Here is a 14,821-nt window from a genome sequence, read left to right on the forward strand (position 1 = left end):
GCATTTTTTAACATATTCACCGATTCATCTTCCACCTCTAAACGGAGTGTAGGTGGGAGAGGTTCATGGGAATCGAGAAAAACAGCCGATTTTCGGGGTACAAAAATGGTGCTTGACCACATTTTTCAAAAGTGATTGGTCGACTGTACTCCGAAAATCTTTTTCTCGATTCTTTTTTCATTTTCTCCGTGATATAAGTGTACGTATCTGCCTTGATGGAAATACTTTCATGCTCCAGATCGTGCTAGATTTGTTCGGGAGCTATGCCAGCCGCTAAAATGTGCACAATCCAAATATGGCGTAAATCATGAGGCTTTTTTTGATTTGCTCGAATTGCTGTATGAAACGTTCTATCCCTTCACTTAGTCCCGTCAGGTTTATAAAAAAACAAAGTTTTGAATTCAGCAATGAAAAACGAACCGCCATGAGCTTTCAAATAGTCGAGTAAAGGATTAGGACGGTCATCTGCGATCACTGGCTTGGTTATTTCTAAATAATCAGCTAACTGACAGCATGGTTAAACAAGAAAAATTCACAGTTTTTTCATAGTTTAAATTACTGTATTCATGAAAAATGAATTACAATTATTGATAATGTTCTTCCAAAACTAAAATAATCTGGAAGAGAGCGCAATGAAGATTTTATTAATATTAGTAATACTTGTAATGGCAGCGGGATTAATTGGAACCTTATCCCTATCTGGAAAAGGTGATGAAGATTATAGTTCTTCCACCAAAAGCCACATAGCACGTCTTACACTTATATATGTTGGACTTGCCGTCGCATTAATGGTCGGAATTGGATTGTATGTTGCATTATAGAGCAGGATCTTCTTCAACTGCCGTAACAAAAAGAACATTTATCTTTAAATAGGTGCGTCTGTCCCTATGACAGGCGTTTTTATTTTATCGGAGCGATGGAGATGTATGAATTTCCATTTCCAAACAAACTGTGAGTGCGTTCCTCTTTGTAGCCGTTTACCTGTCTACGCATGTTTTTAACGATAAATCAAGCGGTTGTGCGGTTTCAGTGATGATTTTTCCTAAATTTTCGGTTTTTAAAATGTTTTCCTACGCTGGCCGCTTCTTAACGTAGACTAACTTCAGCAGGAATCGCTTTTTTTATCACGTCATTATAGCCAAAGAAACATCATGTTTCAGACTATGGTTCAAATCAAAACAAACGAACAAATAATTGTACCCAAATAGGAAAACATAAAAGAAAAAGGAGGCATGTTTAAAATGATTGAAATTCCATCGCGTCTGGAAGGAAAAGCATTTCAGCTGTATAAGCTAGAACAGCAGTTAAAACCGCTCGGTTATACGATTGGCGGCAATTGGGATTATGATCATGGTTATTTTGACTATAAAATTGCCGATGAATCCGGATATCAATTTTTACGTATTCCGTTTAAAGCAGTGGATGGACAGCTTGATTCGCATGGAACAACGGTGGAGATCGGCAGGCCGTTTTTATTATCGCATCAATATCAAAGCGGCTTAGATGACCATGCCGATGTCGGCAATCTAGGCGCCGCTTTTAACCAATTTTCCGAGCCGCAAGACTCCGATGCGACATTTCCGGAAACATATGTTAGCGTCGGAAAGGTGCTTGTGCAAGAGCTGGAACGCCGCCTGCTTGACTAAGGGCTCAGAACAAACAGGTGATCGCCTCTTTCAATGATGAAGTGCGGAGAAGGGTTCATATATCCTTCTTCCCCTCTCACGACACCGATTAATATCATTCGCTTTTCCAATAGCAACTGGCTGCTTTCAGAAAATGTTTTGCCGATGCACCATTCTTCGGCATGGATCAGCTGCAGTTTTCTATCGTGAAGCTGACGAAGCAGCGCTTCAATCGCTCTAGATATGCCTGGTGACTGAAGGCTGTTTGCCATTGTGAAGCTGGAGAGCAAGTTGGTTTGAATCACTTCATCAGCGCCCGCCCGTCTTGCGTTGTTGACGTGCTGCCCGGTTAATATTTCGACAATCGCATAGATGGAAGGGTTTAAGCTTTTCATGGCCAAAAGCGTTAAAATCGAATCTTTGTCCGCCTCCACTTCGTTTTTATGCTGGTCGGCGGTAATTAAAACCATTTGCGCTTCAGTGACGTTTGCTTTCTGCAGCACATCATCGTAGCTGGCGTTTCCTTTGATAAAATGAACATTTTTATAGGAAATCGGCAGCGCGTTTAACGTCGAATCAATGAGCACGCAGCGAAAAGATGGCTGGGATTTCGTTAATTGTGCCAGCACTTCGCGCACCCGCTCATTCCAGCCGACGATGATCACATGTCCCTTTTTTCCATAGCGCAGCTGCCCGTTCGATAATGCCGTCTCTTTTGCCACGGCAGCTGCTGATACGGACGCGAAATACGTCGTAATCACCCCTGTTCCTAACAAAATAAGGAGAATGGCGACGAGTTTTCCCGCCGTCGTTTTTGGAACGATGTCGCCGTAGCCGATCGTCGCCGCGGTAACAATCGCCCACCATATGCCATCGAATACGTTATGGAATGTAGACGGCTCGACGAGATGAATAAGCAGGCCGAAAAGAATTAGCAGCGCGCTTCCCACCAGCAGCAATCGTATAAAGACAGGAAGGCGCAAATACGATATGAGTATATCCCAGTTTTTCATCGGTTTCCTCCGTTTGGTCCATTGTTTTTACAAAGTTAGTGTTGACTGTTTTGCTCCTTTTTTTGCATAAAAATTCCTTTTCGCTTTCATACTACATGATGAATATGTGAAAGGAGAGGAATGGCTTCATGGATATGAATCGTGTCAAACAAATTGTTTCGTCCCCGGCGGATATTCCTGTCTATTATAATGGTGTATCTGTCTGGATTGACGGTTATGATGAAGAAAAGCAAACGGCTACGGTCCATTTGCGGGATGGCCACCTTCGTGAGCAGCGTGACGTGCCGGTAGCCGAATTAAGTGAAGAACGATAAGGCAATAAGGAAAAACGCCGTGTTTCGGCGTTTTTTGTTTGCGTCTTTTGGAAAAACCGATACTGACAGTGAAAGAAAATAACGCGGGAAGGAGCATGTAAAGTGACGGGTGGACAGATAAAGGAAATGTTTGCAGATTACGGATATGAACGCTGGTGGGAAGAAATTTATTATCCGCTCTTGTCATCGCGTCTATTGGAGGAAGTAGACGAAGAGGTGCTGGCGGCATTTTTTGAGAGCTACGCGTTTCCGGAAGGCGAAGCATATTCGTTTACAGAGTTTGTCGTTCATTTTTCCATTTTCCAGCGTTTGTATGATAGCGGGATTTCTGCAATATGAAGGTAAGAAAAGGGACTGCTTCGGCACGGAGCAGTTCCTTTCACTGATGATTTTATACCGAAGACGCTTGTTTGCCTAGATGCACAACACGCATGGTCAATAACAGCGAGCAGGCAAGAAAGACAGCATCCGCAAATCCGTATACGAGTCTGTACCTGCCTAACGAGAATAACAAGCTCCCGACCATTGGTCCGAATGCCATTCCCATGTAGCGGAAGAAATTGTAGACGCCAATGGCGGTGGAACGGTTTGCTTGAAACACATACGTAAGCAGCGTCATTTGCACCGGCAAGGACGTTCCTAAAAACAGGCCAAACAACGCGATCGCAAGGATTAAGAGCGGAATGGATATATAGGAAACAAGAAGAAAAAGGAAAATGGATAGCACGGTGCAATACGATGTTGCTAAAATAATGTGTCTATCTTTCCAATAGCCTTGGATGCGTCCGCCGATAAAGCTGCCGACGACAATCATGCACGACAACGCTAAATAAACAAGCCCTTTTTCCTCTGCCGATAGTCCATAGCGCTCCGTCAAAATGCCAGGCAAAAAAACGAGAAAATTATAGAGCGCGTAATATTGGATAAACCCTAATAAAATAATCGAGGAACCGGCCCGGTGGCGAAGGATCGTGACAAAATCACGAATCTGAAAGGTTTTCGATGTTTGGTTTTCCGGTTTTGTTTCTTTTAGAAAAACAAAATTGCCGAGCCATATAAGCACCCCGACGAAAACAAGAACAAGGAATACGACATGAAAGTTAAATCGGCCGCCAAGAAATCCGCCAACGATCGGTCCGACGACTGGACCAAGCGATAGCATCATTTGGAAAGTACCCATCGCTTTTCCCCGTTCTTTTCCTTCAAATAAATCGCCGATAACGGTAGCGGCGACGACCGAACCAGCTGCGATGCCGATTGCCTGCAATGCTCGGAAGGCGAGAAGAACGTAAATAGAGTTCGAAAAAAAGCAGCCGAGCGATGCTGTGATATAAAGAAGGATGCCAGCTAAGAGAACATTACGGCGTCCTTTTATGCCTGTCAACGGTCCGTATACCATTTGCATCATGGCTAAGAAAAACGTGAAAATGGAAATGGTTAAATTCACTAAAAACGAAGAAGTAGCAAAATCGGTTGTTACTTCTGGTAAAATAGGGGTGTAAATGTTTTGTGTAAATGGACCAAGAAACGCGGCCAGCGAGACGAGATAAACGATTACCGTCCGGTTCATAGCTACCCTCCTTTCTCATCACATATGTATAATTATACTCCTTCTTAACCAATTTTCGTTAACGAAATGCATATGAAAAAAGGTGGAGATACGATGATCAGGGATGCGAAAAAAGAAGACTTGCCAGCAATCGTGCAAATATATAATGAAACGATTCCGACCAGAATGGTTACCGCGGACCTCGAGCCGGTGTCGGTAGAAAGCAGGGAGGCGTGGTTTTTTGCTCATGACTCGCATACACGGCCGCTATGGGTGATGGAACAAGATGGCCGCGTGTGCGCCTGGCTCAGTTTCCAATCGTTTTATGGACGACCGGCCTATCGTCATACAGCGGAAATCAGCATTTACATTTCCGAAGCATATCGCGGGAAAGGAATCGGAAAGCAGCTGCTTCAAAAAGCAGTGGAGGAAGCGCCAAATTTGCAGATTAAAACGCTGTTAGGCTTTATATTTGCCCATAATGAACCAAGCTTGCGCCTATTCTCGCGCTTCGGTTTTGAAACATGGGGGCGCCTTCCGCGGGTCGCGGAATTGGATGGAATCGAGCGCGATTTAATCATCGTTGGAAAAAGAATTGTATAGAACGTAAAAAAATAGGACAGTCATAATAACAGATACCAGCAGAAAGAGGGAAGTATATGAACGTCATGCCGGTTCGTTTATTTACGATTCAAGATGGCGAAGGCTTTGTTGCCGATGCGTTTCAATGTCCAGTGACAGGCAATTTAATTTACAAATCGTCCGGTACGCCTTCGGTGATTGCTTATGCTGACCTGACGGAAGAGCAAATACAGCGGTTGGAGAAATATGGCTTTAAGCGGCTAAACGGTGCTTCTTTCTCTACAGCGGCGCCATCGTCCGGGCAGTCGGTGATTGAAGAGTTGCTGCCGGAGCAGTAACAGATCTCAGATCCGCCATGATAGAATAAAAAAGGAGCTAGTCGTTAGCTCCTTTTGTTTGTTCGGCGCGGCCGTTGCAGGCAGCCGCTTATGTTATTTGCGTACAACAGCGTAAATGATGATAGCTAAGACCAGTCCAATCAACAAGTAAAGAAATGGGTGCTTAGTGTTCGATTGTTTATCGGACTGTTTTGGTTGGTTGTCTTGTTTCGCTGTGTCTTCTTTCTCTTTCGCCGTTTGCTGCTGACGGGAAGAATCAGGTTTTTGCGTGGATGAACGGCTATACATTCCCGCGCCGTTTCGTTTCGCCTCTGCCATGGCGGCGCGGACTCGGCCTTCGTATTTATAATCCCCGTAATCGTAAAAATCTTCGACCAGTCCTGCTTTGCTCACTTCTTCTTGCAGCAATTTGTTTCCTACCCACACCCAGGCGAGCAAGCGATGATACTTATCAAACAGCGTGCTTCCGTCGGTTTCTAATGTAATATTTCCTTGTTTTAAGCGGGAGCAAGTAAACTGGCTTGCTTCTTTTCCGTACGGTTCGACTTCGATCGTGCTTTCCGGCGTATCAATGAATAGAAAGCGGGTCGTATATTCGCGGCCGTTGACCATAAACTTTGCCGTATCTCCATCAATGCACTTCACTAGTGTTGCGGCATATTTTTTTCCTAATTGCAATGTGGCGGACGAATCTGATTTCGCTGCAGAGATTCCGCCTAGACTATGCCCTTCTAGGTCAATTTTATCCGCCGTCAGCTGCCGGGTGCACTTGGCGTTGTTGTTGTATTTTTTGATCAATTGGACAAGCGCTGCTTTATTTTTGGCCTGCATGGCAAGTGCGGTCGGCTCATGCAACAAATACATGCAGTCCGAGTTACGGAAATGTCCGCCTAGTTCGTCCAACGTGCCAGGATGGGCGAAACTGCTGGTTGAAAAAAAGAAAGTGAATAAGGCTGCTACCAGCAAACTTGCTAACTTTCTCATTTGTTTCTTTCCTGGTTACTAAAATCTATAAAAATTGACTCATCGCGATGAAACTAGCAAAACTGCTTGCCGCTCATGAAATACCTGAGTTCCACCAGGAAGGGAATCCCTCATGTCTCACCTGCTGTGAAAGCCCCCGTGGTTCGCTGTCAGCGACGGCATCTGTCGTGCACCATTCCTTCCATCGGTCCGTACACGACAACGATTTTAGTAACCAGGTCTACACCTCCTTCAATATGAATCAGCGCGCAATTTTTATATGATCGCCCTTTTGCATATGTAGTGCAAAAAAGAAAACCCTTGCCACGCAAGGGTTTTTCCAATGGAGCATACCGGGCTCGAACCGGTGACCTTCGCGCTGCCAGCACGACGCTCTCCCAACTGAGCTAATGCCCCACTTCATCAATTATTTTCTGTCCGTTTTTAATTATATATATGCTTTTTTGGAAATGCAATAGTATTTTATGCAGCATTTTATTGGAAAAGGTGAAACAGATCAGCCGCTCTCAATATCAATATGGACGATTGAATCGATGCTGCGGATCGCATAATAGATGTCGGCAGCAGCCCGCTTTTGATCGATAACGGCTTTTAATTTAATTAAATGCTGGTTGTCCTCTAAATCTTTAATGCGCATAGTCTTGATATCGATGTGCTGCAGCTTTATTTTTTCGATGACATCGGCAATATTTTTTGTATCTGCCACGGTGATTTGCAACAGAATTTCTTTTTCCCGCAGTTGTTTCGGTCCGAAAAAGTTGATGAGAAAAGGAATAAGTTCTACGCTTACAATTAATAATGCCACCCCAAAGGCCGACTCCCAATAAAATCCGGCACCGACGGCAACTCCGATGCCAGCCGCTCCCCAAATGATTGCGGCTGTAGTTAATCCTGTAATACTATCATTTCCCCGGCGCAAGATAACCCCAGCTCCTAAAAAACCAACGCCTGATACAATTTGCGCGGCAAGACGGAGCGGATCCATCGTAATATGGTCTTTTAGCGGGAATACATAGGCAGATTCGATCGAGACAATCGTCAACAAACAGCTGGAAATGGAAATAACTAAGCAAGTTTTTAAGCCGACAGGTTTTCGTTTTAATTCTCTTTCCAATCCGATGATTAATCCTAATACAGCAGATATCCCTAATTTAATGAATGGGTCGAACATCACGGCAATCACCTCTTTTGTTTCGATATTGGTATAATAATGATAAAACATTGGTTAAGGGGATGAATAATGAAGCCATCAAGCATGTTCAAACCATATTTAGCCCTATTTGTAGGAGCGCTTTCCGTTTCTACTTCCGCTATTCTTGTGAAATGGGCGCATGCTCCTGCTTCCGTTATCGCCTTTTATCGGCTTTTTTTTACGGTACTATTGATGACACCATTTTTTATCAGATATATTAGCGAATTAAAAGAAATCTCCTGCCGCGATTGGGCGTTTTCAATCTTCTCTGGAGTTTTATTAGCACTTCATTTTATTCTTTGGTTTGAGTCGCTGAACTATACTTCCGTAACCAGTTCGGTTGTACTTGTAACATTGCAGCCGTTATTTGCGTTTGCTGGCGGATATGTGTTTTTTAAAGAACATCTTACTGCAGGAGCATTGTGTAGCGCGCTATTAGCAATCACCGGAAGCGTGATCATCAGCTGGGGCGATTTTCAAGTCAGCGGCAAAGCATTATTCGGTGATATGTTGGCACTGCTAGCATGTGCCATGGTAACAGGATATTGGCTATTTGGTCAAGAATTACGCAAACGTCTATCATTGATGACATATACATATATTGTCTACGGAATTAGTTCTTTCGTCCTTTTTCTTTACGTAATTGCGTTTCGGCTTCCGTTGCTTTCCTATAGAAAAATAGACTGGCTCTGCTTTGTCTTATTGGCCATTGTGCCGACCCTGCTAGGCCATTCCTTAATGAATTGGTCGGTAAAATGGGTAAGCGCGGCAACCGTTTCGATGAGCATTTTATTTGAACCAGTGGGAGCGTCTATATTAGCCTACTTTTTGCTTGGGGAGCTGATTCAGCCGTCCCAATGGATCGGAGGAATCTTCATTTTAACAGGAATCGGGGCTTATTTATGGGGAGAAAATCGAAAAGGGTCGCTACCAATACAAGAAAGTAGCTGACCCAAGCGTCCCTGTAATTAAGTATTCATTGTTCATTGGAAGACGATGATGTTCTAAATTGCTGGCAAACTTCGATAAGTAAGCAAAATCAACTCTTGTAGTTTGCGGAACTAGATACGCTGATTTGGTCGCAAATTTTTTTCTCTTTCTATTCAGAGCGGCGATGATTCCTGCCGTTGTTGTAACACCAATCCCATGTCCGTAATGAAGGTCGTCGCCTAAATAGATTGTATTTTCTCCTTGCCATTGTGGCGTTTGCGGATCGAATTCAGGATTTTTAAAATAAAGACAGTCACCAGGAAGATAATCTTCTCCCTTTTTTGTTTTTATCCCTAAATCTCGATCAACATGCCAATCGTATAATAAAAGATTGGAAAATAACGTATTAAACGTCTGCTGATCAATAACATCCAGCACTGCCTTGTAAAATACAATAACGATGGCGGTCGCGCACTCAAAGGCGTACAAATGGCTGTTGACGAAAATATCGTTTATTGCATCTGCAGGAAGTACTTCTTTTCTTAATTGAAATCCGCCTAATTCATTTCGTATCCAAAATTGTTCATTGCATTTGGAAAAACGGAAAATGGCGAATCTTACTTTGCTTTTGGCGAGAGCAACAGCGGAATGAATGATGCGGTCGCGAAGGACGATCTCGAATAAAAGCTGATGTTTATTTTGGTATACATACGTTTCCGGTGATTTTAATAACGCTTCAAATATTTTTTCTTGACTTTTGGAAAGAGAAGAGGGGCCGAATAAACTGCTGTCGACAGCTGATTGCTGAATTCGAATCATATTTTCCTCCTTTAAAATAAATGATCCGCTTATTGGCGTAATTGAATTTTAAATTTAGAAAGCGGTTATTCAGATTTATTTGTTTTTGAGGATAAGTATATTTAATATGTATGTAGTGTGTCATTTTATTATTCTGGCATCTGTGGGAATATAGCGTGGTTGTTTTCTAACACATACTTGATTAAATTGTAAGTGTAGTTGGTGAAAGGCGCTCTGTAGCGGTTATGCTGATGATTTGTACAAAGCTTTCGTGGATGGACAAAAAAATTTAAAAAAGGGGGTTGCATTTTTAAAAAGAAGGTGTTATATTAAATAGCGTCGCTAATCGATCGATAAATTTCGATCGCTAAGCAACGTAAATGATAAATGATAATAAAAAACATAGTTGACAACAAAAAAACACTATGTTATCATTAAAGAGCTGTTTTGAAGAGGAAATGTTCCTTGAAAACTGAACAAAACGAAGCGTCCACATAGAAAAGCGAAGGCGAGCGTTTAACGCCGGAAGGAAAATGTTCTTCCGACGAGACATGTTTGCATGTCGACGGAGGAAGGTTATTTTCCGCAAGGCGTTGCGAGCCGGAGCTGGACAATAAGAAAAGCGGAAGCACCGGAACACCTTGCGGTGTCGGTGCTGAAGCTGAAAACAAGCCAATCAACTTTCTATGGAGAGTTTGATCCTGGCTCAGGACGAACGCTGGCGGCGTGCCTAATACATGCAAGTCGAGCGGACCGAACAGGAGCTTGCTCTTGTTTGGTTAGCGGCGGACGGGTGAGTAACACGTGGGTAACCTACCCGTAAGACCGGGATAACTCCGGGAAACCGGAGCTAATACCGGATAACACCAAAGACCGCATGGTCTTTGGTTGAAAGGCGGCTTCGGCTGTCACTTACGGATGGGCCCGCGGCGCATTAGCTAGTTGGTGAGGTAACGGCTCACCAAGGCGACGATGCGTAGCCGGCCTGAGAGGGTGACCGGCCACACTGGGACTGAGACACGGCCCAGACTCCTACGGGAGGCAGCAGTAGGGAATCTTCCGCAATGGACGAAAGTCTGACGGAGCGACGCCGCGTGAGCGAAGAAGGTCTTCGGATCGTAAAGCTCTGTTGTTAGGGAAGAAGAAGTACCGTTCGAATAGGGCGGTACGGTGACGGTACCTAACGAGAAAGCCCCGGCTAACTACGTGCCAGCAGCCGCGGTAATACGTAGGGGGCGAGCGTTGTCCGGAATTATTGGGCGTAAAGCGCGCGCAGGCGGTCCCTTAAGTCTGATGTGAAAGCCCACGGCTCAACCGTGGAGGGTCATTGGAAACTGGGGGACTTGAGTGCAGAAGAGGAGAGCGGAATTCCACGTGTAGCGGTGAAATGCGTAGAGATGTGGAGGAACACCAGTGGCGAAGGCGGCTCTCTGGTCTGTAACTGACGCTGAGGCGCGAAAGCGTGGGGAGCAAACAGGATTAGATACCCTGGTAGTCCACGCCGTAAACGATGAGTGCTAAGTGTTAGAGGGGTCAAACCCTTTAGTGCTGTAGCTAACGCGTTAAGCACTCCGCCTGGGGAGTACGGCCGCAAGGCTGAAACTCAAAGGAATTGACGGGGGCCCGCACAAGCGGTGGAGCATGTGGTTTAATTCGAAGCAACGCGAAGAACCTTACCAGGTCTTGACATCCCCTGACAACCCTGGAGACAGGGCGTTCCCCCTTCGGGGGGACAGGGTGACAGGTGGTGCATGGTTGTCGTCAGCTCGTGTCGTGAGATGTTGGGTTAAGTCCCGCAACGAGCGCAACCCTCGCCCCTAGTTGCCAGCATTCAGTTGGGCACTCTAGGGGGACTGCCGGTGACAAACCGGAGGAAGGTGGGGATGACGTCAAATCATCATGCCCCTTATGACCTGGGCTACACACGTGCTACAATGGGCGGTACAAAGGGCTGCGAACCCGCGAGGGGGAGCCAATCCCAAAAAGCCGCTCTCAGTTCGGATTGCAGGCTGCAACTCGCCTGCATGAAGCCGGAATCGCTAGTAATCGCGGATCAGCATGCCGCGGTGAATACGTTCCCGGGCCTTGTACACACCGCCCGTCACACCACGAGAGCTTGCAACACCCGAAGTCGGTGAGGTAACCCGCAAGGGAGCCAGCCGCCGAAGGTGGGGCAAGTGATTGGGGTGAAGTCGTAACAAGGTAGCCGTACCGGAAGGTGCGGCTGGATCACCTCCTTTCTAAGGATAACACGAAAAGCGAAGGCGACTGCCCTTATGGGCTAGTCGGAAGTGGGCGCTTACGTTTTGTTCAGTTTTGAAGGAATATAACTATTCCTTCAAGAGTTTTGCGCCTGCGTCTTCCAGTGAATTCAAAGAAGCTGGATTCCTCGGCGCAAGGCAGCAAAGAAGTGAATTCAAGGCAGTAGCCTTGTTCAGTTTTGAAGGAATATTAGTTATTCCTTCAATGGTTTAGGTCTGTATCTATAAGCAGATGCGGAAAATAAGTTCGTTCCTTGAAAACTAGATAACCGAAAGGAAGAAGCCGAGAAGCGCTGATGTTGGTTAAGTTAGAAAGGGCGCACGGTGGATGCCTTGGCACTAGGAGCCGATGAAGGACGGGGCAAACGCCGAAACGCTTCGGGGAGCTGTAAGCAAGCGTTGATCCGGAGATGTCCGAATGGGGGAACCCACTGCCCGTAATGGGGCAGTATCCATACCTGAATCCATAGGGTATGGAGGGCACACCCGGGGAACTGAAACATCTTAGTACCCGGAGGAGAAGAAAGCAAACGCGATTCCCTGAGTAGCGGCGAGCGAAACGGGAACAGCCCAAACCAAGAGGCTTGCCTCTTGGGGTTGTAGGACCACTCAGATGGGAGTGACAAAGGAACGGGGTAGACGAAGCGGTCTGGAAAGGCCCGCCAGAGAAGGTGACAGCCCTGTAGTCGAAACTTCGTTCCCTCCCGAGTGGCTCCTGAGTACGGCGGGACACGGGGAATCCCGTCGGAAGCAGGGAGGACCATCTCCCAAGGCTAAATACTCCCTAGTGACCGATAGTGAACCAGTACCGTGAGGGAAAGGTGAAAAGCACCCCGGAAGGGGAGTGAAAGAGAACCTGAAACCGTGTGCCTACAAGTAGTCAGAGCCCGTTAATGGGTGATGGCGTGCCTTTTGTAGAATGAACCGGCGAGTTACGATGGCGTGCGAGGTTAAGTCGAAAAGACGGAGCCGCAGCGAAAGCGAGTCTGAATAGGGCGTATAGTACGTCGTCGTAGACCCGAAACCAGGTGATCTACCCATGTCCAGGGTGAAGGTAGGGTAACACCTACTGGAGGCCCGAACCCACGCACGTTGAAAAGTGCGGGGATGAGGTGTGGGTAGGGGTGAAATGCCAATCGAACCTGGAGATAGCTGGTTCTCCCCGAAATAGCTTTAGGGCTAGCCTCAAGGGAAGAGTCTTGGAGGTAGAGCACTGATTGAGCTAGGGGCCCTCATCGGGTTACCGAACTCAGTCAAACTCCGAATGCCAACGACTTATCCTTGGGAGTCAGACTACGAGTGATAAGATCCGTGGTCGAGAGGGAAACAGCCCAGATCACCAGCTAAGGTCCCAAAGTGCACGTTAAGTGGAAAAGGATGTGGAGTTGCCCAGACAACCAGGATGTTGGCTTAGAAGCAGCCATCATTTAAAGAGTGCGTAATAGCTCACTGGTCGAGTGACTCTGCGCCGAAAATGTACCGGGGCTAAACGTGCCACCGAAGCTGTGGGATGACCGCTGGTCATCGGTAGGGGAGCGTTCTAAGTGCACCGAAGCGAGACCGGAAGGACTCGTGGAGCGCTTAGAAGTGAGAATGCCGGTGTGAGTAGCGAAAACAGAGGTGAGAATCCTCTGCACCGAAAGCCTAAGGGTTCCTGAGGAAGGTTCGTCCGCTCAGGGTTAGTCGGGACCTAAGCCGAGGCCGAAAGGCGTAGGTGATGGGCAACAGGTAGAGATTCCTGTACCACCTCCTCACCGTTTGAGCGATGGGGGGACGCAGGAAGGTAGGGCGAGCAGGCTGCTGGAATAGCCTGTCCAAGCGGTTAGGCTGCCAGATAGGCAAATCCGTCTGGCATAAAGGCTGAGCCGTGATGGCGAAGGGACCATCGGTCCCGAAGTCCCCGATCCTACACTGCCAAGAAAAGCCTCTAGCGAGGTGAGAGGTGCCCGTACCGCAAACCGACACAGGTAGGCGAGGAGAGAATCCTAAGGTGCGCGGGAGAACTCTCGTTAAGGAACTCGGCAAAATGACCCCGTAACTTCGGGAGAAGGGGTGCTCTCTTGGGTGATGAGCCCGAGGGAGCCGCAGTGAAAAGGCCCAAGCGACTGTTTATCAAAAACACAGGTCTCTGCGAAGCCGAAAGGCGAAGTATAGGGGCTGACACCTGCCCGGTGCTGGAAGGTTAAGGGGAGCGCTTAGCGAAAGCGAAGGTGCGAACCGAAGCCCCAGTAAACGGCGGCCGTAACTATAACGGTCCTAAGGTAGCGAAATTCCTTGTCGGGTAAGTTCCGACCCGCACGAAAGGTGTAACGACTTGGGCACTGTCTCAACGAGAGACCCGGTGAAATCATACTACCTGTGAAGATGCAGGTTACCCGCGACAGGACGGAAAGACCCCGTGGAGCTTTACTGCAGCCTGATATGGAATTTTGGTATCGCTTGTACAGGATAGGTGGGAGCCTGGGAAGCCGGAGCGCCAGCTTCGGTGGAGGCGCCGGTGGGATACCACCCTGGCGGTATTGAAATTCTAACCCGCACCCCTTATCGGGGTGGGAGACAGTGTCAGGTGGGCAGTTTGACTGGGGCGGTCGCCTCCCAAAAGGTAACGGAGGCGCCCAAAGGTTCCCTCAGAATGGTTGGAAATCATTCGGAGAGTGCAAAGGCACAAGGGAGCTTGACTGCGAGACGGACAGGTCGAGCAGGGACGAAAGTCGGGCTTAGTGATCCGGTGGTTCCGTATGGAAGGGCCATCGCTCAACGGATAAAAGCTACCCCGGGGATAACAGGCTGATCTCCCCCAAGAGTCCACATCGACGGGGAGGTTTGGCACCTCGATGTCGGCTCATCGCATCCTGGGGCTGTAGTCGGTCCCAAGGGTTGGGCTGTTCGCCCATTAAAGCGGTACGCGAGCTGGGTTCAGAACGTCGTGAGACAGTTCGGTCCCTATCCGTCGCGGGCGCAGGAAATTTGAGAGGAGCTGTCCTTAGTACGAGAGGACCGGGATGGACGCACCGCTGGTGTACCAGTTGTCCCGCCAGGGGCACCGCTGGGTAGCTATGTGCGGAAGGGATAAGCGCTGAAAGCATCTAAGCGTGAAGCCCCCCTCAAGATGAGATTTCCCATCGCGTCAAGCGAGTAAGATCCCTCGAAGATGACGAGGTCGATAGGTCCGAGGTGGAAGCGTGGCGACACGTGGAGCTGACGGATACTAATCGATCGAGGACTTAACCAATCA

12 protein-coding genes, 1 tRNA gene and 2 rRNA genes are annotated in these 14,821 nt (G+C 47.2%); 9 read left to right on the plus strand and 6 right to left on the minus strand.

Going from position 1 to position 14,821, the window contains the following annotated elements; translation table 11 throughout:
* The first annotated feature begins 632 nt into the window (after nt 1-632).
* Both BV455_RS11810 and BV455_RS11815 read left to right on the plus strand, forming a co-directional pair.
* On the plus strand, nt 633-821 hold the full coding sequence (locus BV455_RS11810) for a hypothetical protein (protein ID WP_017434837.1): 189 nt from the start codon (nt 633-635) through the stop codon (nt 819-821).
* A 420-nt stretch (nt 822-1,241) separates the two neighbouring features.
* A complete protein-coding gene (locus BV455_RS11815; RefSeq protein ID WP_017434838.1) occupies nt 1,242-1,646 on the plus strand; it encodes a YugN-like family protein in 405 nt (134 codons plus the stop codon).
* On the opposite strand, the gene BV455_RS11820 is transcribed toward BV455_RS11815, so the two are convergent.
* On the minus strand, nt 1,643-2,638 hold the full coding sequence (locus BV455_RS11820; RefSeq protein WP_218687220.1) for a potassium channel family protein: 996 nt from the start codon (nt 2,636-2,638) through the stop codon (nt 1,643-1,645). The two genes, BV455_RS11815 and BV455_RS11820, sit on opposite strands and share 4 nt — an antisense overlap.
* Nucleotides 2,639-2,766: 128 nt before the next feature.
* Here BV455_RS11820 and BV455_RS11825 point away from each other — a divergent pair, with 128 nt between their 5' ends.
* Both BV455_RS11825 and BV455_RS11830 read left to right on the plus strand, forming a co-directional pair.
* Entirely contained in the window at nt 2,767-2,952 is a 186-nt protein-coding gene (locus BV455_RS11825; RefSeq protein WP_017434840.1) for an H-type small acid-soluble spore protein, read from the plus strand.
* A 102-nt stretch (nt 2,953-3,054) separates the two neighbouring features.
* Complete coding sequence (locus BV455_RS11830; RefSeq protein WP_017434841.1) at nt 3,055-3,291, plus strand: hypothetical protein; 237 nt, start codon at nt 3,055-3,057, stop codon at nt 3,289-3,291.
* Nucleotides 3,292-3,343: 52 nt separating this feature from the next.
* On the opposite strand, the gene BV455_RS11835 is transcribed toward BV455_RS11830, so the two are convergent.
* Complete coding sequence (locus tag BV455_RS11835) at nt 3,344-4,522, minus strand: MFS transporter (RefSeq protein ID WP_218687221.1); 1,179 nt, start codon at nt 4,520-4,522, stop codon at nt 3,344-3,346.
* Between the two features lie 93 nt (nt 4,523-4,615).
* Here BV455_RS11835 and BV455_RS11840 point away from each other — a divergent pair, with 93 nt between their 5' ends.
* Nucleotides 4,616-5,104: a GNAT family N-acetyltransferase gene (locus tag BV455_RS11840; RefSeq protein ID WP_017434843.1), complete on the plus strand. Its 489-nt coding sequence runs from the start codon at nt 4,616-4,618 to the stop codon at nt 5,102-5,104.
* A 56-nt stretch (nt 5,105-5,160) separates the two neighbouring features.
* Nucleotides 5,161-5,421, plus strand: coding sequence for a hypothetical protein (locus BV455_RS11845; RefSeq protein ID WP_017434844.1), 261 nt, complete (start codon nt 5,161-5,163; stop codon nt 5,419-5,421).
* A gap of 93 nt (nt 5,422-5,514) precedes the next feature.
* Here the strand turns inward: BV455_RS11845 and BV455_RS11850 are convergent, their stop codons facing one another.
* The 3 genes from BV455_RS11850 to BV455_RS11860 all read right to left on the minus strand — a co-directional run bounded on the left by BV455_RS11850 (nt 5,515) and on the right by BV455_RS11860 (nt 7,579).
* Nucleotides 5,515-6,405 (minus strand): thermonuclease family protein, encoded by an 891-nt coding sequence (locus BV455_RS11850; protein ID WP_081159766.1) that lies wholly within the window; start codon nt 6,403-6,405, stop codon nt 5,515-5,517.
* A gap of 323 nt (nt 6,406-6,728) precedes the next feature.
* Nucleotides 6,729-6,801 (minus strand) — tRNA-Ala (locus BV455_RS11855).
* A 100-nt stretch (nt 6,802-6,901) separates the two neighbouring features.
* The gene (locus tag BV455_RS11860) at nt 6,902-7,579 is read right to left on the minus strand and encodes an MgtC/SapB family protein (RefSeq protein WP_026078439.1); all 678 of its coding nucleotides are present in this window, start codon (nt 7,577-7,579) and stop codon (nt 6,902-6,904) included.
* Between the two features lie 66 nt (nt 7,580-7,645).
* On the opposite strand from BV455_RS11860, the gene BV455_RS11865 reads away from it, so the two are divergent.
* Complete coding sequence (locus BV455_RS11865; RefSeq protein WP_061579712.1) at nt 7,646-8,548, plus strand: DMT family transporter; 903 nt, start codon at nt 7,646-7,648, stop codon at nt 8,546-8,548.
* On the opposite strand, the gene BV455_RS11870 is transcribed toward BV455_RS11865, so the two are convergent.
* A complete protein-coding gene (locus tag BV455_RS11870) occupies nt 8,525-9,346 on the minus strand; it encodes a protein-glutamine gamma-glutamyltransferase (protein ID WP_017434848.1) in 822 nt (273 codons plus the stop codon). The genes BV455_RS11865 and BV455_RS11870 overlap by 24 nt on opposite strands.
* 662 nt (nt 9,347-10,008) lie before the next feature.
* Between BV455_RS11870 and BV455_RS11875 the strand changes: the two genes are divergently transcribed.
* Nucleotides 10,009-11,565 (plus strand): 16S ribosomal RNA (locus BV455_RS11875).
* Between the two features lie 322 nt (nt 11,566-11,887).
* Nucleotides 11,888-14,818: ribosomal RNA gene (locus BV455_RS11880) — 23S ribosomal RNA — on the plus strand.
* The 16S and 23S rRNA genes sit together here, the layout of an rRNA operon.
* The last annotated feature ends 3 nt before the right edge of the window (nt 14,819-14,821 follow it).

It is taken from the genome of Parageobacillus caldoxylosilyticus (genome assembly GCF_019272935.1).
GTDB classification, from domain to species: domain Bacteria; phylum Bacillota; class Bacilli; order Bacillales; family Anoxybacillaceae; genus Saccharococcus; species Saccharococcus caldoxylosilyticus.

Bases quoted from the DNA above. Each gene is read 5' to 3' on its own strand.
- BV455_RS11810 (WP_017434837.1), top strand. From the start codon at position 633: ATGAAGATTTTATTAATATTAGTAATACTTGTAATGGCAGCGGGATTA.
- BV455_RS11815 (WP_017434838.1), top strand. From the start codon at position 1,242: ATGATTGAAATTCCATCGCGTCTGGAAGGAAAAGCATTTCAGCTGTAT.
- BV455_RS11820 (WP_218687220.1), bottom strand. From the start codon at position 2,638: ATGAAAAACTGGGATATACTCATATCGTATTTGCGCCTTCCTGTCTTT.
- BV455_RS11825 (WP_017434840.1), top strand. From the start codon at position 2,767: ATGGATATGAATCGTGTCAAACAAATTGTTTCGTCCCCGGCGGATATT.
- BV455_RS11835 (WP_218687221.1), bottom strand. From the start codon at position 4,522: ATGAACCGGACGGTAATCGTTTATCTCGTCTCGCTGGCCGCGTTTCTT.
- BV455_RS11840 (WP_017434843.1), top strand. From the start codon at position 4,616: ATGATCAGGGATGCGAAAAAAGAAGACTTGCCAGCAATCGTGCAAATA.
- BV455_RS11845 (WP_017434844.1), top strand. From the start codon at position 5,161: ATGAACGTCATGCCGGTTCGTTTATTTACGATTCAAGATGGCGAAGGC.
- BV455_RS11850 (WP_081159766.1), bottom strand. From the start codon at position 6,405: ATGAGAAAGTTAGCAAGTTTGCTGGTAGCAGCCTTATTCACTTTCTTT.
- BV455_RS11865 (WP_061579712.1), top strand. From the start codon at position 7,646: ATGAAGCCATCAAGCATGTTCAAACCATATTTAGCCCTATTTGTAGGA.
- BV455_RS11870 (WP_017434848.1), bottom strand. From the start codon at position 9,346: ATGATTCGAATTCAGCAATCAGCTGTCGACAGCAGTTTATTCGGCCCC.